Annotated in this window: 19 protein-coding genes and 1 tRNA gene; 12 read left to right on the top strand and 8 right to left on the bottom strand. The window is 72.4% G+C overall.

Features of this window, described 5'->3' with window-relative positions:
• Nucleotides 1-497 precede the first annotated feature (497 nt).
• From ACVCAH_RS06035 to ACVCAH_RS06025, 3 genes are all read left to right on the top strand, one after another.
• Nucleotides 498-1379, top strand: a complete 882-nt coding sequence (locus tag ACVCAH_RS06035) for a helix-turn-helix domain-containing protein (RefSeq protein WP_447135022.1) — start codon at nucleotides 498-500, stop codon at nucleotides 1377-1379.
• The gene (locus ACVCAH_RS06030) at nucleotides 1349-1570 is read left to right on the top strand and encodes a DUF397 domain-containing protein (RefSeq protein WP_447135021.1); all 222 of its coding nucleotides are present in this window, start codon (nucleotides 1349-1351) and stop codon (nucleotides 1568-1570) included. The genes ACVCAH_RS06035 and ACVCAH_RS06030 overlap by 31 nt, the downstream gene beginning before the upstream one ends.
• 214 nt (nucleotides 1571-1784) lie before the next feature.
• The gene (locus tag ACVCAH_RS06025; RefSeq protein ID WP_447135020.1) at nucleotides 1785-2192 is read left to right on the top strand and encodes a hypothetical protein; all 408 of its coding nucleotides are present in this window, start codon (nucleotides 1785-1787) and stop codon (nucleotides 2190-2192) included.
• Here the strand turns inward: ACVCAH_RS06025 and ACVCAH_RS06020 are convergent.
• Nucleotides 2160-2822 (bottom strand): hypothetical protein, encoded by a 663-nt coding sequence (locus ACVCAH_RS06020; RefSeq protein ID WP_447135019.1) that lies wholly within the window; start codon nucleotides 2820-2822, stop codon nucleotides 2160-2162. The genes ACVCAH_RS06025 and ACVCAH_RS06020 overlap by 33 nt on opposite strands.
• 223 nt (nucleotides 2823-3045) lie before the next feature.
• Between ACVCAH_RS06020 and ACVCAH_RS06015 the strand changes: the two genes are divergently transcribed.
• Nucleotides 3046-4920, top strand: coding sequence for a S8 family peptidase (locus ACVCAH_RS06015; RefSeq protein ID WP_447135018.1), 1875 nt, complete (start codon nucleotides 3046-3048; stop codon nucleotides 4918-4920).
• Between the two features lie 59 nt (nucleotides 4921-4979).
• Here the strand turns inward: ACVCAH_RS06015 and ACVCAH_RS06010 are convergent, their stop codons facing one another.
• The 3 genes from ACVCAH_RS06010 to ACVCAH_RS06000 all read right to left on the bottom strand — a co-directional run bounded on the left by ACVCAH_RS06010 (nucleotide 4980) and on the right by ACVCAH_RS06000 (nucleotide 7050).
• Nucleotides 4980-5783, bottom strand: coding sequence for a WecB/TagA/CpsF family glycosyltransferase (locus tag ACVCAH_RS06010; protein WP_447135017.1), 804 nt, complete (start codon nucleotides 5781-5783; stop codon nucleotides 4980-4982).
• Nucleotides 5780-6895 (bottom strand): NAD-dependent epimerase/dehydratase family protein, encoded by a 1116-nt coding sequence (locus ACVCAH_RS06005; protein ID WP_447135016.1) that lies wholly within the window; start codon nucleotides 6893-6895, stop codon nucleotides 5780-5782. The genes ACVCAH_RS06010 and ACVCAH_RS06005 overlap by 4 nt, the downstream gene beginning before the upstream one ends.
• A 69-nt stretch (nucleotides 6896-6964) precedes the next feature.
• A tRNA-Leu gene (locus tag ACVCAH_RS06000) sits at nucleotides 6965-7050 on the bottom strand.
• A gap of 227 nt (nucleotides 7051-7277) precedes the next feature.
• Between ACVCAH_RS06000 and ACVCAH_RS05995 the strand changes: the two genes are divergently transcribed.
• The 7 genes from ACVCAH_RS05995 to pknB are packed head-to-tail and all read left to right on the top strand — an operon-like array spanning nucleotide 7278 to nucleotide 16214.
• Nucleotides 7278-8069, top strand: a complete 792-nt coding sequence (locus ACVCAH_RS05995; RefSeq protein WP_447135015.1) for an FhaA domain-containing protein — start codon at nucleotides 7278-7280, stop codon at nucleotides 8067-8069.
• Between the two features lie 6 nt (nucleotides 8070-8075).
• A complete protein-coding gene (locus tag ACVCAH_RS05990) occupies nucleotides 8076-8561 on the top strand; it encodes an FHA domain-containing protein FhaB/FipA (RefSeq protein ID WP_447135014.1) in 486 nt (161 codons plus the stop codon).
• Nucleotides 8558-9997 carry a PP2C family protein-serine/threonine phosphatase gene (locus ACVCAH_RS05985; RefSeq protein WP_447135013.1) on the top strand — a complete coding sequence of 480 codons (1440 nt, stop codon included), beginning with the start codon at nucleotides 8558-8560 and terminating at the stop codon, nucleotides 9995-9997. The genes ACVCAH_RS05990 and ACVCAH_RS05985 overlap by 4 nt, the downstream gene beginning before the upstream one ends.
• A gap of 26 nt (nucleotides 9998-10023) precedes the next feature.
• Nucleotides 10024-11517 carry an FtsW/RodA/SpoVE family cell cycle protein gene (locus tag ACVCAH_RS05980; protein ID WP_447135012.1) on the top strand — a complete coding sequence of 498 codons (1494 nt, stop codon included), beginning with the start codon at nucleotides 10024-10026 and terminating at the stop codon, nucleotides 11515-11517.
• Complete coding sequence (locus ACVCAH_RS05975; RefSeq protein ID WP_447135011.1) at nucleotides 11514-13019, top strand: peptidoglycan D,D-transpeptidase FtsI family protein; 1506 nt, start codon at nucleotides 11514-11516, stop codon at nucleotides 13017-13019. Before ACVCAH_RS05980 ends, ACVCAH_RS05975 begins: the two co-directional genes overlap by 4 nt.
• A 1-nt stretch (nucleotide 13020) precedes the next feature.
• Nucleotides 13021-14403, top strand: a complete 1383-nt coding sequence (locus ACVCAH_RS05970; protein WP_447135010.1) for a serine/threonine-protein kinase — start codon at nucleotides 13021-13023, stop codon at nucleotides 14401-14403.
• A complete protein-coding gene (pknB, locus tag ACVCAH_RS05965) occupies nucleotides 14400-16214 on the top strand; it encodes a Stk1 family PASTA domain-containing Ser/Thr kinase (RefSeq protein WP_447135009.1) in 1815 nt (604 codons plus the stop codon). Before ACVCAH_RS05970 ends, pknB begins: the two co-directional genes overlap by 4 nt.
• 165 nt (nucleotides 16215-16379) lie before the next feature.
• Here pknB and ACVCAH_RS05960 read toward each other — a convergent pair whose 3' ends face one another.
• Genes ACVCAH_RS05960 through ACVCAH_RS05945 form a run of 4 tightly spaced genes read right to left on the bottom strand, consistent with a single transcriptional unit; the run spans nucleotide 16380 to nucleotide 19940 of the window.
• The gene (locus tag ACVCAH_RS05960; RefSeq protein ID WP_447135008.1) at nucleotides 16380-17030 is read right to left on the bottom strand and encodes an aminodeoxychorismate/anthranilate synthase component II; all 651 of its coding nucleotides are present in this window, start codon (nucleotides 17028-17030) and stop codon (nucleotides 16380-16382) included.
• Nucleotides 17031-17034: 4 nt separating this feature from the next.
• A complete protein-coding gene (locus ACVCAH_RS05955; RefSeq protein WP_447135007.1) occupies nucleotides 17035-17316 on the bottom strand; it encodes a hypothetical protein in 282 nt (93 codons plus the stop codon).
• Nucleotides 17317-17319: 3 nt separating this feature from the next.
• Nucleotides 17320-19137, bottom strand: coding sequence for a class E sortase (locus ACVCAH_RS05950; RefSeq protein WP_447135006.1), 1818 nt, complete (start codon nucleotides 19135-19137; stop codon nucleotides 17320-17322).
• On the bottom strand, nucleotides 19134-19940 hold the full coding sequence (locus ACVCAH_RS05945) for a DUF881 domain-containing protein (RefSeq protein WP_447135005.1): 807 nt from the start codon (nucleotides 19938-19940) through the stop codon (nucleotides 19134-19136). Before ACVCAH_RS05945 ends, ACVCAH_RS05950 begins: the two co-directional genes overlap by 4 nt.
• A gap of 228 nt (nucleotides 19941-20168) precedes the next feature.
• Here ACVCAH_RS05945 and ACVCAH_RS05940 point away from each other — a divergent pair, with 228 nt between their 5' ends.
• Nucleotides 20169-20432: a cell division protein CrgA gene (locus ACVCAH_RS05940; RefSeq protein WP_109900262.1), complete on the top strand. Its 264-nt coding sequence runs from the start codon at nucleotides 20169-20171 to the stop codon at nucleotides 20430-20432.
• Nucleotides 20433-20711 lie beyond the last annotated feature (279 nt).

Below are 20711 nucleotides of genomic sequence, written 5' to 3'. Positions count from 1 at the left end.
ACCGCCGCAGCCTGCTGGCGTGCAGCGGCGGGGTCATCTCCCCGGGGCAGATCTTGTTGTCGGAGGTCGGGCACGGTCGCCGTTCGATCGCCGGGCGCCGGTGGGGTCACCGCTCCGGAAGAGCGATCTTGACGGTGAGTGACCCGTGCCATACGGACAGAGTGCATCAGTGACGTGCGACATGCAAGTTGCACGTCGACTTTTGCCGATACGCGAGCGGCTCGCGCGAAACGGCGCTTGAAGCCGTCGGCGTCCGGACGGCACACTGAGGGCCGGTTTCGCCCGTCGCGGCCGGCCGAGGACCGGCAACACCCCCAGCCGCGAACGCCTCGCCCGCCCGACGGTCGCGCCCCGGCGGGCGGCGACAGCGGCGCGTTCAGGCGGAGGTGTACCGGTGAGGGCCAGCCAGCGGTCCGGAGCGGCAGCCGAGGTGCGACCGTGAGCGCGAGGAGTGGGCCGGTTTTGCGAGCCCCGCAGTCGCGAACCGAGGTGGTCCCGTGAGCGAGCGGCGTAGCCCGACCATCCGCCGGCGCCGGCTCGGCGCGGAGCTGCGCCGGCAGCGGGAGGCGGCCGGGATCACCATCGAGGCGGTCGCCGAGCAGTTGGAGTGTTCGGCGTCGAAGGTCTCCCGGATCGAGACCGGGCACACCACCGCGACCCCGCGCGACGTGCGGGACATGCTCCGGATCTACGGCGTGGTGGGCGCGGAGAGCGACGAGCTGGTGCAGATCGCCCGGGAGGCGCGGCAGAAGGGCTGGTGGCACCCGTACAGCACGGTGCTGGTCGGGGCGTACGTCGGGCTGGAGGCGGCGGCCAGTTCGATCCGGGCGTACGAGCAACAGGTGGTCCCGGGCCTGTTGGAGACCGAGGAGTACGCGAGCGCCATGATCCGTGCCGCTCGGCCGGACTTCACCGCCGAACAGGTCGCACAACGTGTCCGTGTCCGGCTGGGCCGCCAGTCGTTGCTGACACAGGATGATCCGGTCGATCTGTGGGTGGTGCTCGATGAGGCGGTGGTGAGCCGGCCGGTGGGCGGGGACGCGGTGATGCGCGGCCAGCTCAAGCGGTTGGTCGAGGTGGCCGAGTTGCCGAACGTGACGCTGCAGATCCTGCCCTTCGAGGTGGGGGCGCACGCCGGCATGGACGGCACCTTCACGATCCTCAGCTTCCCCGAGCCCGGTGATCCGGATGTCGTGTACGCGGAGAACGCCACGGGTGGGCTCTTCCTCGAGAAGAGTGACGAACTGCAGAAGTACAGCTTCATCTTCGATCACATCCGCGCGGCGGCCATTCGTCCGGAGGAGTCCATCGCACACATCGCGAAACTGGCAGAGGAGCCGTTGTGGAAATGGCGACCAAGAGGTTCCCCGTGGACCTGACGCAGGCAACGTGGTTCAAGAGCTCGAAGAGCGGGCCGAACTGTGACAACTGCGTGGAGGTGGCGTACGTGACCGGGGCGGTCGGGGTCCGGGACTCGAAGGACAAGACAGGTCCGGCCCTGGTCTTCGCCCCGGGCGACTGGCACGCCTTCGTCGCTGGCGCCAAGGGCGGCGGGTTCGGCCGGGACTGACGACCCTGTGACGTGGCGGCGTGTCCCCGTCCGGTCGCCGGACGGGGACACGACCGTGCCCGTGTCCGCCGGGCGCGGCGACGACCGCCGCCCGGACGCGACCCCGTCTCCGGGAATCCCGTCGCCACATCGGTCCCGTCTCGTTGTACCCCTCGGTACGGCGCTGGTCGACAACCCGCCGCGGAGCGACAACCGAGCTAGGCAGGCGAGACGGATGACGACGATCGGTTCAGAGAACCTCACCAACGGTCCGGGCAAGCCGGAACGGTTCGGCGGCAAGTACCGGGGGGCGCGCCGGGACACCGTGCTGACCGAGGTGGTGTCGACCGACACCGAGCCCGGTGGCCGGGACACCGCCGCCGCCCCACCCGAGCAGGCCGGACCGCCGCTCTCGCTGCCGTCGCTGGACCCGAATCCGCTCACCGAGCCCTCGTTCCCGCCCGGCGGCTGGTCGATGGAGCCGACCGAGTCGCTGGTCGACCACCCGCTGCTGCGCGGCCTGCTGATGGAGCTGCCGCCGAAGGGCAGCGTGCCCCCGCCCGGTTGGCTGGACCGCTGGTTCGAGGCGACCCGGGCGATCCTGGAACTGCTATACGTGCAGGGGACTGGCCGCTCGCGCTGACGCCGGCTCGGCCGGCTCGGCGAGCGCCATCCGCTCGACCGGCACCGCCCATCCCGCCGGTGCCGTCGGTTCCGCCGGCATCGCCCGCTCGACCAGCCGGCTGTGCCGCAGCGCGTGCCGGACGCCGAGCACGGCGACGCAGAGCGCGCCCACGGTGATCGCGGGGCCGGTCACGCCGGGTTCGACGAGCAGGTCCGCACCGCCGGCCGTCAGCAGCGCCGGCACCGTGGTCAGCCCGGTGACCTGCACCGGGAACCCGATCATCGGATGCGCCGCGGCGGCCCGCAGGCGGTGTGGGGCGGGGGTGTCCGGCGCCGCGGCGAAGGCGCCCGCGCCGGCCCACAACCGGCGCAGCCGGCGTACGGCGCAGAGCGCGACCACGGCCGCCGGTCCGGCGGCGAGGGCGAGATCGCCCGCGGCCCGGTCCGCCACCGTGGCCCCGCCGCTGGACAGCCCGACGGCCAGCACCGCCGCGGTCAGGCCCAGTCCGGTGAGGGTGAGGGCGAGCGACCAGCCGGCGCGCCGGCGCAGGGCGTGGGCCCGGTCGAACCGGGGCAGCCCGTCCGCGACGTACCCGGCGGCCAGCCAGATGGCGGCGAGCGGCAGCAGCACGGCGAGATGGCTCTCCATGTCTGACAGCCTTGCCCGTTTCCGGTCCGGGCGAATCCGGGCCCGCCCCCCGTTCGGCCCGTAGTCGCCTCCCGTAGGGGGCCATCCCTCCGGTGTTATTGACGATTCGACATGTTTATCTGTCTCTCCGGGCCCATCTACCCTCAGGTCGATTGGCATCCATCGATCAACCCGCCACGAGCGGGTGGACGACCGGTGCCGGTCGGAGGAGGGAGGTAGGAAGATGGCTCTTCCACACAGGTCCGTACTCGTCGGGGTGGCCGCGCTGGCGATGGTGGCGGCCGCCACGCCCGCGATGGCCGCCGAACCGGTCGGGGTGATCCGCAGTGCCGGCGGGGACACCGCCGTCGCCGACAGCTACATCGTCGTGTTCAAGGACAGCGCCGTCGGGCGGAGCGCGGTGGGCGACAACGCCCAGCGGCTCGTCGGCCGGCACGGCGGCACGGTGGCGCGCACCTACGGCGCGGCGCTGCGCGGCTTCGAGGTCCGGGTCGGCGCGAAGGCCGCCGCGCGGATCGCGGCCGACCCCGCCGTGGCGTACGTCGAGCAGAACCACACCGTGACCATCTCCGGCACCCAGACCAACCCCCCGTCCTGGGGTCTGGACCGGATCGACCAGCGCAACCTGCCGCTGAACAACTCGTACACCTACCCGAACACGGCGTCCAACGTGCGCGCCTACGTCATCGACACCGGCGTGCTGTACGGGCACAACGACTTCGGCGGCCGGGCGGTCTCCGGCTTCGACGCGGTCGACGGCGGCTCCGCCGACGACTGCAACGGCCACGGCACGCACGTCGCGGGCACCGTCGGCGGCTCGTCGTACGGGGTGGCCAAGGGCGTCCAGATCGTCGGCGTCCGGGTGTTGAACTGCCAGGGCTCCGGCACCAACGCCCAGGTCGTGGCCGGCATCGACTGGGTCACCGCGAACGCGGTCAAGCCGGCCGTGGCGAACATGAGCCTCGGCGGCGGCGCCAACAGCTCGATCGACACGGCGGTGACCAACTCCATCAACTCCGGCATCACGTACGCCGTCGCCGCCGGCAACGGCGACATCTTCGGCAACCGGCAGAACGCCTGCAACTACTCCCCGGCCCGGGTCGCCTCGGCGATCACCGTCGGCGCCACCCAGAACAACGACGCGGCGGCGAGCTTCTCCAACTTCGGCACCTGCGTCGACATCCTGGCGCCGGGCGTCAACATCACGTCGGCCTGGTACACCGGCAACAGCGCGACGAACACGATCAGCGGCACCTCGATGGCGTCGCCGCACGTGGCCGGCGCCGCGGCGCTGGTGCTCTCGGCGAACCCGGCGTGGAGCCCGTCGCAGGTGCGCGACAGCCTGGTCAACAACGCCACCCCGAACGTGGTGACCAATCCGGGCACCGGCACCCCGAACCGGCTGCTCTACGTGGTGAACGAGGGCACCCCGCCGACCAACGACTTCTCCGTGTCGGTCTCGCCGACCTCCGGGTCGACCGCGCCCGGCGGCTCGGTGACCACCACGGTCAACACCGCCACCACCAACGGCTCGGCCCAGTCGGTCAGCCTCTCCGCCAGCGGCCTGCCCGCCGGCGCGACCGCGTCGTTCAGCCCGGCGACGGTGACCTCCGGTGGCTCGTCGACGCTGACCATCAGCACCTCGGCGAGCACGCCGCCCGGCACCTACCCGGTGACCGTCACCGGCAGCGCGGCCTCGGGCACCCGGACCGCGACGTACACGCTGACGGTGACCGGCTCCGGTGGCGGCGGCTGCTCCGGCAGCAACGGCACCGACGTGGCGATCCCGGACACCGGCGCCACGGTGTCCAGCTCGATCACCATCTCCGGCTGCGCCCGCAACGCCTCGGCGAGCTCGACGGTGGCGGTGAACATCGTGCACACCTACCGCGGTGACCTGGTGGTCGACCTGGTGGCCCCGGACGGCTCGGCCTACCGGCTGAAGAACAGCAGCTTCTGGGACGGCGCGGACAACATCAACACCACCTACACCGTGAACCTGTCGAGCGAGGCGGCGAACGGCACCTGGCGGTTGCAGGTGCGAGACGTCTACTCCGGCGACACCGGTTACATCAACACCTGGACGCTGACCCTCTGATCAGCGGCCGTGCGAGGCCCCTCCCAGCCCGGGAGGGGCCTCGCGCGTACGCCGGGCGATCAGACCGCGAAGCCGGCCGGGCGCTCGGTGGCCGGCGCCGGCGGGCTCGCCTTCCACAGGCCGGTCTTCTGGCCGACCAGCCGGGTCACGTAGGCGGGGTTGAGCACCAGGTAGCGGTGCCAGAGCCGCTTCGGCTCCAGGCCGAGCCGCCAGAGCCACTCCAGGCCGGCCCGCTGCATCCACGGCGGCGGCTTGTGCAGCAGCCCGGCGTGGTAGTCGAAGGCCGCCCCGACCGCCATCAGCGGCATGTCCAGCAGCGGCCGCATGGCGTACGCGAAGACCTCCTGGCGCGGGCAGCCCAGCCCGACCAGGACGAGCCGGGCCCCGCTGGCCTTGATCCGGTCGGCGATCTCGACGTCCTCGCCCGGTTGCACGGCGCGGAACTTGGACGGCTCCACCCCGGCGATCTTGAGAGCCGGGAACATCCGCTCCAGCGCCGGGATCAACCGCGCGAGGGTCTCCTCGGTGGAGCCGTAGAGGTAGACCGGCAGCCCCTCGTCGGCGAACCGGGCCAGCACGTGCAGGGTCAGCGTCGGGCCGTACACCCGGTCGGTGAGGCCGGCGCCGTGCAGCAGGTTGAGCGCCCAGCGCACCGGCTGCCCGTCCGGGGTGACCACGTCGAACGAGTTCAGCCGGGCGTTGTGCGCCCGGTCGAGCACCCCGGTCATCACGCCGTGCACGGCGAGCGCGGTCAGCGCCAGCGGCCGGCGCTCCTGCGCGGCGGCCACCACCTGCTCGGTGGCGGCGGCGTAGTCGGTGGCGTCCACCAGGACGCCGAGCACGTTCCGCTTCCGGGTCGTCATGCTCCCGGCACCCACTTGTCCACGTTGGCCTCGTAGATCTCCCGCATGATCATGGGTACGTCGTAGACCTGCTTCCACTCCGGGTAGTCGGCCTGGAACGCCTCGTTGGAGCCGATCCACCACTTGTGGTCGCCGATCCGGTTCGCCTCGACGTACTCGGAGATCATCTCGTGACCGGTGATCTCCTCCGCCAGCCGGAACGCCTCCCGCATCGAGGTGTTGGAGTGCCGGCCGCCGCCGAGGTTGTAGACCGCCGCCGAGCGCGGGTTGCGGAAGAACGCCTCGAACGCGGAGACCACGTCCGAGCTGTGGATCGCGTCGCGCACCTGCTTGCCCTGGTACCCGAAGATCTTGTAATGCCGGCGCTCCATGTTGGCCCGCATCACGTAGCCGAGGAAGCCGTGCAGTTCGGTGGCGGAGTGCGCCGGGCCGGTCAGCGTGCCACCCCGGAAGCAGGCGGTCCGCATGCCGAAGTAGCGCCCGTACTCCTGCACCATCACGTCGGCGGCCACCTTGGAGGCGCCGAAGACCGAGTGCAGGCAGGCGTCGATCGACATGTCCTCGCGGATGCCCTGCTCGTACGGGTGCCCCGGCTCGATCTCCCAGCGGGTCTCCAGCTCCACCAGTGGGAGGGAGTTCGGCCGGTCGCCGTAGACCTTGTTGGTGGAGCAGTGGATGACCGGCGCCTCGATGCAGTGCTCGCGCACGTTCTGCAGCACGTTGAGCGTGCCGCCGGCGTTCACGTCGAAGTCGGTGAACGGGTCGCGCACCGCCCAGTCGTGCGAGGGCTGCGCGGCGGTGTGCACCACCACGGCGACGTCGGTGCCGTACCGGCGGAAGAGCTTCGCCAGCGCGTCCCGGTCACGGATGTCGATGCTGTGGTGCGAGTATGCGCTCCCCAGCTCGTCGGTGAGCCGCCGGACGTTCCAGGCGGTGGACGCCTCCTCGCCGAAGAACTCCTGCCGCATGTCGTTGTCGATGCCGACGACGTCGAGACCGAGGCCGGCGAAGTGCCGGACCGCCTCGGAGCCGATCAACCCGCCCGATCCGGTCACGAACGCGACACTCACACGCCACTCCTGGTCCATCGGAGGCAGAAACCATCGGAGCATAGCGTGACGGACGGCACGCCCCGATACGGCGCGAGGGCCCCGCATCGCTGCGGAGCCCTCGTCGTCATCTGGTGGGGAAGGGGGGAGTTGAACCCCCACGCCCTTTCGGGCACACGGACCTGAACCGTGCGCGTCTGCCATTCCGCCACTTCCCCGTGGCTCGACCTCGAACACTGTAGTCTGTGCCGGTCCTGCTGTCTCCAGCGGGGCTCGGCCAGGTTACCCGGCTCCGGTCTTCGGCCGCGACCGGTTACCGTTCGTGGAGGCGGTTACCGTTCGTGGCGGACGAAAGAGTAGCACGACAACATCGGCCCGTCCGAACGGGCGGGCGCCAGCCGGCCGAGCGGCGTGTGAGCTGCGCGCGCCCCGGCCGGATACCATCATGTCCTCGGGACCCGAGGAGGAGCCGGTGAGCGTGCTGCAACGCTTCGAGAAGCGTCTGGAAGGCCTGGTCGAAGGGGCCTTTGCCAAGGTCTTCAAAGGGGTGGTCCACCCCGTGGAGATCCTCAACGCCATGCAGCGGGAGGCCGAGGCGCACAAGGCGATCCTGGCCGGTGGGCGCACGTTGGTGCCCAACCGCTACGTGATCGATCTCTCGCCCTACGACCACAGTCGGCTGGCGCCGTACGCCGCCGCGCTGGCCCAGGAGCTGGCCCAGTCGCAGGCGGAGTTCATCGGCGAGCAGGCCTGGACGGTTTACGGCGACGTGATCGTCGAGATCGAGCGCGGCGAGGGGCTGGACACCGGCATGTTCCGGGTCACCGCCGAGGTCTACACCGGCGGCGAGGTCGCCCCGGTCTCGGCGCCCGGCTACGACGCCGGCCCGCCCGCCTACCCCGCCTACGACCAGGGCGGCGGCTACGGGCCCCCGCCGGGACACGGCGGCGGCACCCGCAACGTCCGGCTGGTCTCCGGCGACGGGCGCACCTACCCGCTCCAGATGGGCTCGACCGTGATCGGCCGCGGCGACCAGGCCAACCTGCGCCTGCCGGACGTCGGCATCTCGCGGCGACACGCCCGGCTGGACTTCGACGGCGGCCAGGTCGTGCTGACCGACCTCGGGTCGACCAACGGCACGATGGTCAACGGCCAGCGGGTCTCCGCCGTCGCGCTCAACCCCGGGGACATGATCCAGCTGGGCACCACGACGCTGACCTTCCGCGTGGACGGCTGACCCGCCTTGCCGGAACTCGTCATCACCGTTGCCCGGTTCGGGTTCCTCATCCTGCTGTGGATCTTCGTGTTTACGGTGGTCGGCGTCATCCGCCGGGACCTCTTCGCGGGCGCCCGATCGGGCCGACTGGTGGCCGCGCCCCGGAACATCGGCGCCTCGACCGGGCAGTCGGCGAAGCCGGCGAAGGTGAAGCGGGGCCGGGCGGCGCATCAGCTGGTGGTCACCGCCGGTCAGCTGGCCGGCACCAGGATCACGCTCGGTGAAGCGCAGATCACCATCGGTCGGGCCGAGGACTCCACCCTCGTCATCACCGACGACTACGCCTCCGCGCGGCACGCCCGGCTGGTGCCGCGCGACGGGCAGTGGTTCGTCGAGGATCTCGGCTCGACTAACGGCACGTACCTGGATCGCGCTAAGGTCACCGGACCAACCCCCGTCCCCCTCGGCGTGCCGATCCGGATCGGCCGCACTTCCCTCGAATTACGGCCATGACTCTGACCCTGCGCTATGCGGCCCACAGCGACCGCGGTCTGATCCGAGACGGTAACCAAGATTCCGTCTACGCCGGGCCGCGGCTACTCGCCGTCGCCGACGGCATGGGCGGCATGGCCGCCGGTGACGTCGCCAGCAACATCGTCATCGGCGCCATGGCGCCACTCGACGAGGACGTCCCGGGGGACGCCCTCGTGGACGCGCTGCGGTCGGCGGTGGGTACCGCCAACCAGCAGCTCCGCGACACCGTGGACGCCAACCCACAGCTGGAGGGGATGGGCACCACGCTCACCGCGACCCTCTTCTCCGGCAGCAAGCTGGGCATGGTCCACATCGGTGACTCGCGGGCCTATCTCCTGCGCAACGGCGAGTTCGCGCAGATCACCAAGGACGACACGTACGTCCAGATGCTGGTCGACGAGGGCCGGATCAGCGCCGAGGAGGCGAGCAGCCACCCCCAGCGCTCGCTGCTGACCCGGGCGCTCGACGGCCGCGACATCGACCCGGAATACTCCGTCCGCCAGGTGCTGCCCGGCGACCGCTACCTGATCTGCAGCGACGGGCTCTCCGGCGTGGTCAGCGCGGACACCATCGCGGACACCATGCGCGAGTACGCCGACCCGCAGCAGTGCGTCGAGCGGCTGGTGCAGCTCGCCCTGCGCGGCGGCGGCCCGGACAACATCACGGTGATCATCGCCGACGCCACCGACCAGGACATCGTCGAGGCCACCCCGATCGTCGGCGGCGCCGCCGCCCGCGATCGCGGCATGGCCACCTCCGCCGACGTCTCCACCCCGGCGGCCCGGGCCTCGGCCCTCTCCGCGCCCCGGCCCGCCGCCCCGGAGGAGCCGGCGGCCGCCGCCGACGAGGAGCCGGAGCGCCGCCGGCACCGGCCGGTACGCGCCGCCGCGATGACGCTGGCCCTGCTGGTGATCCTCGGTGGCGGGCTGTTCGGCGGGTGGAGCTACACCCAGCGGCAGTACTACGTCGGGGCGACCGAGGACGGCCAGGTGGCGGTCTTCCGGGGCATCCAGGGCCAGATCGCCGGGATGGACCTCTCCACCGTGCACTCCACCAGCCCGGCGGAGCTGGACGATCTCACCCTGGCCGCGCAGGAGCAGGTCAAGCAGGGCATCCCGGCCAAGAGCGAGCCGGACGCCGAGCGCCGCCTGGCCGAGCTGACCAGCGACAACCCGACGAACCCGAACCTGAAGCCGATCTGCCCGCCGAGCCCCACCGTGACGGCCGCCAGCGCCACCGCGACGCCGACGCCCGCCGCGCCGACGCCGGGTGCCACCGGCACGCCGGCCAGTGGTAGCCCGACGGCCACCGGCGGGCCGAGCGGCAGCGCCGCGCCGGCCAGCACGCCCGACGCCCCGCCCTCCGACACCATCGCGCCGGCGCTGGATCCGGCCGCCTGCCGGTCGCCCGAGTAGGCGTCGGCTCGAATCCGAGGACCATCGTGACCGCACAGGCCGCCCCGGCACCCTCGCCCGCCACCACGGGCGAGCAGCCCGGCGTACGCCTGGCCCGGTCCCGGCGTAACGCCGAGCTGTCGTTGCTGCTGCTGGCGATGGGGCTGGTGGCCGCGTACGGGGCGATGGTCGAGGCGAAGGTGCTCGACACGGTCACCCCCGACTTCTGGCTGCCGGCCGCCGCGCTCACCGCCGTCTTCCTCGGCCTGCACCTGGTGATCCGGTTCCTGGCGCCGTTCGCCGACCCGGCCCTGCTGCCGGCGGTCGCGCTGCTCAACGGGATCGGGGTGGGCTTCCTGCGCCGGCTCGACCTCGGCGAGGCGCTTCCGGCGGACCGGGAGAACCTGGCCATCTTCGCCGGCCAGGGCGGCCGCCAGCTCGCCTGGACGCTGCTGTCGGTGATCCTCGCCGCCGGGCTGCTCGCCCTGATGCGGGACCACCGGTCGGTCTCCCGGTACGCGTACACCCTGGGGCTCGCCGGCATCGTGCTGGTGATGATCCCGGCGGTGCTGCCCAGCCGGTTCTCCGAGAGGAACGGGGCCAAGCTGTGGATCCAGTTCGGCGACACTTTCTCGATCCAGCCCGGTGAGTTCGCCAAGCTGGCCCTGCTGGTCTTCTTCGCCTACTACCTGGTTCGCAAGCGCGAGGTGCTGTCGCTGGCGAGCCGCCGCTTCCTCGGCATCGACTTCCCGCGCGGGCGCGACCTCGGCCCGGTGGTCGTGGTCTGGCTGATCAGCCTCCTGGTCCTCGTCTTCGAGAAGGACCTCGGCACCTCGCTGCTCTATTTCGGCATGTTCGTGGTGACGCTCTACATCGCCACCGAACGGGTCAGTTGGCTGCTCATCGGTCTGGCGCTCTTCTTCGGCGGCGCCTACCTGGCGTACGTCCTCGGCGATGCCGTCGGCGGCCCGTTCGCCAACTTCTACCTGCGGGCGCAGATCTGGCTGGACCCGTTCGCCGACCCCCACGACGACGGCTACCAGCTGGTCCAGGGGCTGCTCGCGCTCGGTACCGGCGGGTTGTTCGGCGCCGGGCCGGGCGGCGGCCAGCCGGGCCTGCTGCCCGAGGTGCAGAACGACTTCATCTTCGCCGGCATCGGCGAGGAGATCGGCCTGTTCGGGCTCTCCGCGCTGCTGGTGGTCTACCTGCTGATCGTGGAGCGGGGGCTGCGCGCCGCGCTGGCGGTGCGGGACTCGTTCGGCAAGCTGCTCGCCGGCGGCCTGGCGTTCACCCTCGGGTTGCAGGTCTTCGTGATCGTCGGCGGGATCAGCAAGCTCATCCCGCTCACCGGCCAGACCACCCCGTTCCTCTCCGCCGGTGGCTCGTCGCTGATGGCGAACTGGCTGCTCGTTGCGGTGCTGCTCCGGGTCTCGGACGCGGCGCGGCGGCCGGTCGCTGGTGGCGGCGGCCGGGCGGTCCGACCCTCCGGCGGCCCGCCGGAGCAGCTGCACGGTGCTCCCACGGAGGTGATCAGGCCGTGAACGCACCCCTGCGCCGGGTCGGTGTCGTCGTGATGATCCTCTTCGGTCTGCTCTTCGCGAACCTGAACTGGATCCAGGCCTACAAGGCCGACGAATACCGCACCAGCGACTACAACGGTCGGGTCCAGGTCGCCGAGTACGAGCGCAAGCGCGGCAACATCGAGGCCGGCGGCACCGCCTTCGCGGTCAGCAAGGAGACCGACGGCGAGCTGAGGTTCCAGCGCACCTACCCCGGCGGCGCCAAGTACGCGCACGTGCTCGGCTACAAGCCGGTCAACCTCGCCGACACCGGCATCGAGCGGAGCGAGAACGACTTCCTCGCCGGCACCAGCGACCAGCTCTTCGTGGACCGGTTCAAGGACATGTTCACCGGTGACCAGACCGGTGGCGGCAACGTGCTGCTGACCCTCTCCAAGCGGGCCCAGGACGTCGCGTACGACCAGCTGCGGAACAACAGGAAGGGGGTCACGAAGGGGGCGGCGATCGCCATCGACCCGCGGACCGGGGCGGTGCAGGCGCTCGTCTCCATGCCCAGCTTCGACCCGAACCCGCTGGCCAGCCACGACACCAGCGCGGCCACCGCGGCGTACAACCGGCTCGAGCAGGACCGGGACCGTCCGCTGCGTAACCGGGCGCTCGGCGAGGTGCTGCCCCCGGGCTCCACTTTCAAGATCGTAGTGGCGGCCGCGGCGCTGGAGAACGGCGTCGGCAAGAGCACCCGGATCCCGGCCGGCGCCAGCTTCACCCCGCCGACCTCCGGCAGCCCGATCAAGAACGCCGCGCCCTCCATCTGCCCGGAGTCGCAGGTCACCCTGCTCGAAGCGGTCACCGAGTCGTGCAACACCGGGTTCGCCCAGCTCGGCATCCGGCTGGGTGCCGACACCATCAAGGAGAAGGCCCGCCAGTTCGGTTTCGAGCAGGACGACCTGACCGTCGGCCAGCTCGGCGAGGGCGGGCACCAGGTGGCGGCCAGCCGTACCGGCGGCATGCAGAACGCCGACGGCGGGGACGACCCGGCGGCGCTCGCCCAGTCCTCGATCGGCCAGCGGGACGTCCGGATGACGCCGCTGCAGGGCGCGATGATCGCCGCGTCGGTCGCCAACGGCGGCAGCCAGATGCGCCCCTACCTGGTCCGCCAGCTGCTCGGGCCGGACCGCACGACCAGCTACTACACCGCCGATCCGCGCGAGCTGCGCCAGCCGGTCAGCGGCCAGGTCGCCGCCGACCTGCGGGACATGATGGTCAGCGTGGTCGAGAACGGCACCGGCGAGAGCGCGCAGATCAACGGCTACACCGTCGGCGGCAAGACCGGCACCGCCCAGTCCGGCCCGCAGACCCCCGACCACGGCTGGTTCATCGGCTTCGCGCTCGACAAGAACGGCACCCCGGTCTCCGCGGTCTGCGTGCTGCTGGAGGAGGCGGGCAGCGGCGGCAGTGCCGAGGCCGCCCGGATCGGTGGCCAGATCATGCGGGCGGCGATCGCCGACTCCGGGGGCCGCTGACATGCTCAGCCCCGGCGTGCTGCTCGGCAACCGATACCGCCTCGACGAGCGGATCGCCAGCGGCGGCATGGGTGACGTCTGGCGCGGCACCGACCAGGTGCTCGGCCGGACGGTCGCGGTGAAGAGCCTGCTCCCCGCGCTGCTGGACGAGCCCGGTTTCGCCGAGCGGTTCCGCGGCGAGGCCCGCACCATGGCCACCATCAACCACCCGGGCGTGGTCGACGTCTACGACTTCGGCAACGACCAGCAGATCGCGTTCCTGGTGATGGAGTACGTCGAGGGCGACGCGCTCTCGGCCACGCTGAGCCGGGTCGGCCGGCTCACCCCGGCCCGGACGATGGCGCTGGTCGCGCAGGCGGCCGACGCGCTGCACGCGGCGCACGAGAAGGGCATCGTGCACCGCGACGTCAAGCCCGGCAACCTGCTGGTCCGGCCGAACGGCACGCTGGTGCTGACCGACTTCGGCATCGCCCGCTCCGACCTCGTCGGGCAGCTCACCGCCGCCGGCTCGGTGCTCGGCACCGCCTCGTACATCTCCCCGGAGCAGGCCACCGGCGGGGTCGCCACCCCCGCCTCCGACGTCTACGCCCTCGGTGTGGTCGCCTACCAGTGCCTCGCCGGGCGGCGGCCGTTCGAGGGCGACAACCCCCTCGAGATCGCGATGCGGCACGTCCGGGAGGCCCCCCGGCCGCTGCCCGCCGACATTCCGCCGCAGGTCAAGGCCGTGGTCGAGCGGGCCCTGACGAAGGACCCGGCGGCCCGCTGGCCGAGCGCCGCCGCGCTGGCCGGAGTGGCCCGGCAGTTGAAGGTCGCGCTTTCCCAGCAGGCCCGGGCCGGTGGTCAGGCCACCCCGGTCTCGGCCGCTCCCGCCTCGCCGGCCGCCCCGCCCGGTCGTGCCCAGGTGCGCCCGCCGGCGGCAGCCCGGCCGCCGACCGCTCCGCAGCAGCCCCGTCCGGCCGCCGCGCCGCCGCGCGTCGCGGTCACGCCGCAGCGCCCCACCGCGGTCGCGCCGGCCGCCGCACCCCGCCCGCCGGTGGCCCAGCCGGGCTTCCCGCGCGGCGCCGCCCCGGTGCCCCCGCCAGCCACGGCCCGCCCGATGGCGTACGCTCCGCAGCCCGGCCAGCCGGCCCCCCACCGGTCCCGACCCGGCATGGTGTTCGTCGCCATCCTCCTGGCCGTACTGGTACTCATCTGCTCCGGCGTGATTTCCTACAGTCTGCGGAAGGGCACGCAGTCGGGCGCGCTCGCCCCGCAGGCAGTGACGTCCGGCGCGCTCAGGCCCGACGGACGCGACGATCTGGCCGAGACGTCGTACCGTCGACAGGTACGACCCCGGCCGGGCAGCGGCGAGACGACGACGAGCGAAGGACGACAGACGCGATGACAGCGCAGGCCCGCCTGCTCGGTGGCAGGTATCAGGTCGGCGAGCTGCTCGGCTACGGCGGCATGGCCGAGGTGCACCGCGGTCGCGACCTCCGGCTCGGTCGGGACGTCGCGATTAAGATGCTCCGGGCGGATCTGGCCCGGGACGCGACCTTCCAGATGCGGTTCCGCCGCGAGGCGCAGAACGCGGCCTCGCTGAACCACCCGGCGATCGTGGCCGTCTACGACACCGGCGAGGAGACCGCGCCGACCGGCGAGACGCTGCCGTTCATCGTGATGGAGTTCGTCAACGGGCGGACCCTCAAGGAGGTGCTCGGCGCCGAGGGGCGGCTCCAGCCGCGCCGGGCGCTGGAGATCTGCGCCGACATGTGCGCGGCGCTGGAGTTCAGCCACCGGCACGGCATCATCCACCGGGACATCAAGCCCGGCAACGTGATGCTGACCCAGACCGGCCAGGTCAAGGTGATGGACTTCGGCATCGCCCGGGCGCTGGCCAGCGGCGCCACCACGATGACGCAGACCAGCGCGGTGATCGGCACGGCGCAGTACCTCTCCCCCGAGCAGGCCCGGGGCGAGGCGGTCGACGCCCGCTCCGACGTCTACGCCGCCGGCTGCGTGCTCTTCGAGCTGCTCTGCGGCCACCCGCCGTTCGTCGGTGACAGCCCGGTCAGCGTCGCCTACCAGCACGTGCGGGAGGCGCCGCCGACGCCGAGCGACATCAACCCGGACGTCAACCCGGCCGTCGACGCGATCGTGCTCAAGGCGCTGTCGAAGAACCCGCTCAACCGCTACCAGAGCGCCGGTGAGATGCGCGCCGACCTGCTCCGCGCGGCCGCCGGCCGGCCGGTGCTGGCCACTCCGGTGATGCGCGAGGACGAGACCATGCCGATGGCGCCGGCCGCCGGCGCGGCGGGCTACCCGCCTGCCCCCGGCGCGCCGCAGACCCGGCAGATCCCGGCCCGGGTCGGTGACCCGCGCCAGCGCAAGGCGTCGTCCTGGCTGATCGCCACCTTCTCCGCGGTCGGCGTGCTCGCGGTGATCGCCCTGGTCGCCGCCCTAATCTGGAGCCAGCAGGGGAACGAGCAGGTCACCGTGCCGACAGTGACCGGTTTGACCCAGCAGCAGGCGTTCGCGCAGATCCAGCAGGCCGGGCTCGTGCCCCAGGCCGGCGATCCGGTCTTCAACCCCACCTGTAAGAAGGACGCGGTGGCCGCCCAGGACCCGGCGGCCGGGTCGCGGCTTGAGCAGAACCGCACGGTGATCGTCCAGGTCTGCGGCGGCAAGCCGGAGGTCGAGATTCCGGTCGGGCTGAAGGGCAGCAAGCTCGAGAGTGCTCAAGCCCGGCTCAGGGAGGCCAACCTCCAGTACGAGGTCAAGGAAGTTGACAACGAGGCGAGCGAGGACGAGGTTCTCGAAGTCTCGCCGCCGGAGGGCCAGCGGGTACCGGAAGGGACCAAGGTGACCCTGACCGTCTCCAAGGGCAATGTCCGCGAGGTGCCCGACGTGGAGGGGCTCAGCCGGGAAGAGGCCACCCGGGCGCTGACGAACGCTGGCTTCAAGGTCAACGTCGACGAGGGCGACGAGGTGCCGGCGGCTGAGGCGGGCCGGGTGCAGTCACAGAACCCGAAGGCACGCAGCAACCTCGCGAGGGGCAAGACGGTGACCATCGTGGTCAGCGTGCCCGAGGTGGTCGACCCGACGCCGACCGGATCGGTGACCCCGACGCCGACGAACACGCCGTCCGACGGCAACGGTGGCGGCTTCCCGTTGTTCCCGACCACCTCGCCACCGGCCCGGCTCTCCGGCGAGTGACGCGCACCGCCACGAAGATCGCCACCTGGTGACGCCGTCCCGGGTCGCGCGGCTGGGGACCGCTGCGGTGGTGCTCCTCCGGGCCGACAGGGCAGACCGGCCCGCGTAGGGCGTGGCCCGGTCGTCAGCGGTCGGCGGACTCCGCCGAATCCGGCCGGCGTGACCTCAGGCGGTGGCGAAGGCGGCGCGGCGGCGCGCGTCCACCTCGGCGGCCAGTTCCGGGGCCCGGTCCAGGGCCTCCGGGTGGCCGCAGCCGGCCAGCCAGTTCGCCAGCATCAGGTGGCCGCCCTCGGTCAGCACCGACTCGGGGTGGAACTGCACGCCCTCGATCGGCAGCGTCCGGTGCCGCATCGCCATCACCACGCCCGAGCCGGTCCAGCCGGTGACCTCCAGCTCGCCCGGCAGTGTCTCGGGCAGCACGGCGAGCGAGTGGTAGCGGGTCGCGGTGAACGGGTCGGGCAGGCCGGCGAGCACCCCGACCGAGCCGTGCCGCACCTCCGAGGTCTTGCCGTGCAGCAACTCGGGGGCGCGGGCCACGGTGGCGCCGAACGCCTCGCCGATCGCCTGGTGGCCGAGGCAGACCCCGAAGATCGGCAGCTCGCCGGCGTAGGTGCGGATGACGTCGAGGCAGATGCCGGCCCGGTCGGGGCTGCCCGGCCCAGGTGAGAGCAGCACGCCGGCCGCGCCGACCCGTCCCACCTCGGCCACGTCGATCTCGTCGTTGCGGCGTACCTCGCACTCCACGCCGAGTTGGCCCAGGTACTGCACCAGGTTGAAGACGAACGAGTCGTAGTTGTCGATCACCAGGACGCGCATCGACTCACCTGTCCGGAGAAGGGGGCGGGGTGTTGTTCCGGTCGGTGTCGTACGGCAGGTCGTGCTCGTCGCCGGGGGGCGCGTCCCCCGGCACCACGTCGCCGCCCGGGTCGCCGGGCACGCCGGAGTCCTGGGTGACCTGCACGTCGTCGAAGGGCAGCAGGGGCTCCGCCCAGGGGAAGACCACGTACCAGAGCAGGGCCACCATCGCGGCGGCGATCAGGACGCTGCCGGCGAGCTTGCCGGGCAGCCCGAACGGGAGCTTCCGCCAGATCCAGGCGTACACGGGTCAGCCTCCCAGCTCCGCCGGGCGACCCGCCGACTTCGGTTGGGACCGGTCCAGCTCGGCGTGGATGATCAGGCGTTGGTAGTTGTCGAACTTCGGGTTGCAGGTGGTCAGCGTGAGCATCCGCTTGGTCGGCTTCTCGCCCGGCTTACCCGGCACCGGCGCCACCACCTCGACCTGGGTCGGCTTCACGATGTGGTTGCGGGTCACCTTGTAGACGTACCAGGTGTCCTTGCCCTCGACCACGATGGCGTCGCCGTCGTGCAGCTCGTCCAGCCGCCAGAAGGTGGCCCGGTTGCGGTGCCCGGCCACCGAGAAGTTGCCCACGTCGCCCGGCAGGGCGCTCTTCGGATAGTGGCCCGGGGCGTACCGGATGTCCTTCTGGGTGACGCCCTCGACCACCACCCAGTTCTTGTCCAGCTTGGGGATGTAGAGGCCGGCGATCGGCTTGCCCTGCACCGGCGGCTTGGGCTTGGCGCTCGGGGCGGCGCTGGCCGACGGCGCCACCGTCGGGTCGCCGTCCGGGCCCCATGCCTGCGCCAGTTGCTGGCTGAGGTCGTCCTGGTGGGCGTCGACGATCGCCGACTTGCCCCACACCTCGTAGCTGGCGAAGAGGAGCACCACCAGCCCGAACGTGATCAGTACCTCTCCGGTTACCCGGATGCCGGTGCGCAGCCGGGAGGCGAGCGACGGCCGGGTCAGCTCCGAGTAGACGCTCCGGTAGCCCTCGCCGGTCTGCTCCGGCCGGAGCTGCACCACCCGCTCGCCCCGGCGGGGACGGGGCGGCTCGTCGACGCCCTCTGGGTCGCCGGTCGGCTCGGTGCGCGGGACCGCACCCATCAGGGCGGTCGAATCGAGGGCGGGCGGGCCGCCCGGCGTACGCCCGCCGACGGCCGGGATCAGCGCGGTGGCCGCGGGATCGGCGGTGCGGTCCGGGCCGGCCGGCGAGACCGGGACGGCCGATCCGGCGCTCGCGGAGGCCGGGCCACCGATCTGCGGGAGGAACGCGGTCGGCGCGTCCGCGGTCGGCGTGGGCCGTCCGGCCTGGGCGGCGGCGCGGTCGACGGGCGGGCGCCCGGCCGGCTCGGCGGCGGCCCGGGCGGGCGAGACCGGCCGGTCGGCGTCGAGGGACGCGGCCGGGCCGGGCGGCGTCGTGGGTGCGGCCGGACCGCGGGGCGTGCTGGGTACGGCCGGCCGGAGCGCGGCGTTGCCCGGCCACGCCGGCGGCGCGCCCGGACCAGTGGATGCCGGGTTACCGGCGTGGCCCGGACCCGTAGCGGCCGGGTTACCGGCGTGGCCCGGGTTGCGGGGTGTGCCCGGCCGGGGGTCGGTGGCCGGGCCGGAGCGGCCGGGGTTCGCCGGCCAGTTCGGCTCCTGCGGCGCCCCCGGAGATCGCGCCTCGGCGGAGCGCGCCGGATCCGTCGACCACGCCGGGCCGGTGGAGCGTGCCGGGTCGGGCGACCAGGCCGGGCCGGTGGAGTGGGCGGACTCGGCGGCCGAAGCCGGATCGGCGAACCAGCCCGGGCCGGTGGCGCGGGTGGGCTCGGCGGGGCGTGCGGAATCGCCAGGCCAGGCCAGGCCGGCGGAGCCGGTGGGTTCGGCGGAGCGGGGCAGGTCGCCGGGGTCGCGCTCCGGGGCCTTGCCGCCGGACGACGGCTGGGCCGCCGCGGAGCGCGGCAGCACCGGCTCGGGCCAACCACCCGCCGGGCGGGTCGCTGGCGCGGGCCGGTCGGTCTTCGGGATGAACGCGGTCGGCTCGTCGGCCGGGTCGCGGTGACGCCCGTCCCGGTCCTCCCACCAGTCTTCCGGCGCGCGACTCACCGCGGCACCGTCGCCGAACGCAGGGCGGTCGAGTCCTCGAACGCCGGGACGGTCACCGTGGAGACGGTCTCCTTGTAACCGAGCTGGTAGTGGTCGACCGCGTCCTTGAACAACCGGACTCCCTCAGAGCCGGCGAGGGCCTGCTGGAGGGCAGCGGGATCGCCGATTGCTACGATCTTGAATGGCGGGGAGTACACCCGACCGTGCAGCAGCAGGGTGTTACCGACGCAGCGTACCGCGCTGGTGGCGAGCACGCGGACGTTCATGATTGACATGGCCTCCGCGCCGCCGGCCCAGAGCGCGTTCACCACCGCTTGGACGTCGCCCTGGTGGACGACCAGGTAGTCGTTGCTGACCCCTTCGGGCAGGTTCTGCTCGGTGCGCCGGGGCGCGTCGTTGAGTTCCACCGTGACGCCGGGCCCGGTCAGGGCGGTGAAGCCGGCGGCCTCGCGGGTGGCGGCCGCCCGTTCCTGCTGTTCCCTGATCGGGCCGTCCGTGTCGGCCAGCGTGCTGGTCCGCTCCTCCACCTCGTGGCGCAGGGTCGCGGCCCGGCGCTCGCTCGCCGCCACCTGCTCGCGGCGGTCCTCGATCAGCTGGTTGAGCTGGGGGCGCCGGTCCTCGCGCAGCGCGGTGCCGCCGGCCGTGGTGGCGGTGGTGGTGAAGAGCAGTCCGGCCGCGGCGGCGATCAGCGGTACGCCGATCGACCAGCCCGGTCGCCGCTGCCGCGGTCGCCGGGGCAGCAGCCCGGCGACGGCCCGCCGGAGCACCTTCTGCCAGGAGGCGGCGCCGGATGTGTACTCCACCGAGCGTTCCTTCCGCGTCGTCTGGTTTCCGCCCGGCACCGTGCGAGCGGTGCGGTGACCGGTTCGTCCCACACTTTTCGGTCACTCGGTGCACCGGCCTGACCCCATTCGTGGCCCGGACGGGTCTTCGGGACTACGCTAGCTGTCGAACATTATTGGCCATGGACCGTCGCCCCCGCGCCCGGTTGTCAGGCCGGACGAGGTCAGTCATCCCCTCTGGAGAGCGTCGTGCCCAAGTCTCAGGTCCGCAAGAAGAAGGTGTACACCCCGCCGACGGACGTGCGTCCGACGGCGACGGCGGCGACGCGCAAGCCTAGCCCGGTGTGGCTGCCGGTCACCGCGGTCGCGCTCATCGTCGCCGGCATCGGCTGGCTGGTGGTCTACTACCTTTCCGAGCAGGAGTACCCGGTCATGTCGTGGGGTTACTGGAACCTCGCGGTCGGCTTCGGCGCGATGGTCGCCTCGCTCCTGCTGCTCTCCCGCTGGCGCTGACGGTCCGCCGCCGCGGCGGCGGCTGACGCCGACCGTGCGGCGGCGCGGGCCCGAACCGGCCCGCCGATGCCCTGTGCGGCAATCCACATCACTCGACGCGGCCCCTGCCCGGCACGTGCGGGCGGGGCGACCTATGGTGTGCGCAGGGCGGCGTGGCCGGGTGCGAGAAGACTCACGTTACCGATGGGTAACCTTGCGCGTAGGCTGCACTGCATGACCGAGCGGAGCGAGGTCATCGACCGGTCCGGTCGAGGGTGCGGTAGCGGCGGCTCGCCGATC

The sequence above is a fragment of the Micromonospora sp. LZ34 genome, assembly GCF_052981855.1.
The sequence above is the reverse complement of the archived record's forward strand: the minus strand, read 5'-3'. Positions and strand labels throughout refer to the sequence as shown.

What these genes read in the sequence shown, in the direction of transcription:
- ACVCAH_RS06030 (WP_447135021.1), top strand. Translation starts at nt 1,349, where the DNA reads ATGGCGACCAAGAGGTTCCCCGTGGACCTGACGCAGGCAACGTGGTTC.
- ACVCAH_RS06025 (WP_447135020.1), top strand. Translation starts at nt 1,785, where the DNA reads ATGACGACGATCGGTTCAGAGAACCTCACCAACGGTCCGGGCAAGCCG.
- ACVCAH_RS06020 (WP_447135019.1), bottom strand. Translation starts at nt 2,822, where the DNA reads ATGGAGAGCCATCTCGCCGTGCTGCTGCCGCTCGCCGCCATCTGGCTG.
- ACVCAH_RS06015 (WP_447135018.1), top strand. Translation starts at nt 3,046, where the DNA reads ATGGCTCTTCCACACAGGTCCGTACTCGTCGGGGTGGCCGCGCTGGCG.
- ACVCAH_RS06010 (WP_447135017.1), bottom strand. Translation starts at nt 5,783, where the DNA reads ATGACGACCCGGAAGCGGAACGTGCTCGGCGTCCTGGTGGACGCCACC.
- ACVCAH_RS06005 (WP_447135016.1), bottom strand. Translation starts at nt 6,895, where the DNA reads ATGCTCCGATGGTTTCTGCCTCCGATGGACCAGGAGTGGCGTGTGAGT.
- ACVCAH_RS05995 (WP_447135015.1), top strand. Translation starts at nt 7,278, where the DNA reads ATGTCCTCGGGACCCGAGGAGGAGCCGGTGAGCGTGCTGCAACGCTTC.
- ACVCAH_RS05985 (WP_447135013.1), top strand. Translation starts at nt 8,558, where the DNA reads ATGACTCTGACCCTGCGCTATGCGGCCCACAGCGACCGCGGTCTGATC.
- ACVCAH_RS05970 (WP_447135010.1), top strand. Translation starts at nt 13,021, where the DNA reads ATGCTCAGCCCCGGCGTGCTGCTCGGCAACCGATACCGCCTCGACGAG.
- pknB (WP_447135009.1), top strand. Translation starts at nt 14,400, where the DNA reads ATGACAGCGCAGGCCCGCCTGCTCGGTGGCAGGTATCAGGTCGGCGAG.
- ACVCAH_RS05960 (WP_447135008.1), bottom strand. Translation starts at nt 17,030, where the DNA reads ATGCGCGTCCTGGTGATCGACAACTACGACTCGTTCGTCTTCAACCTG.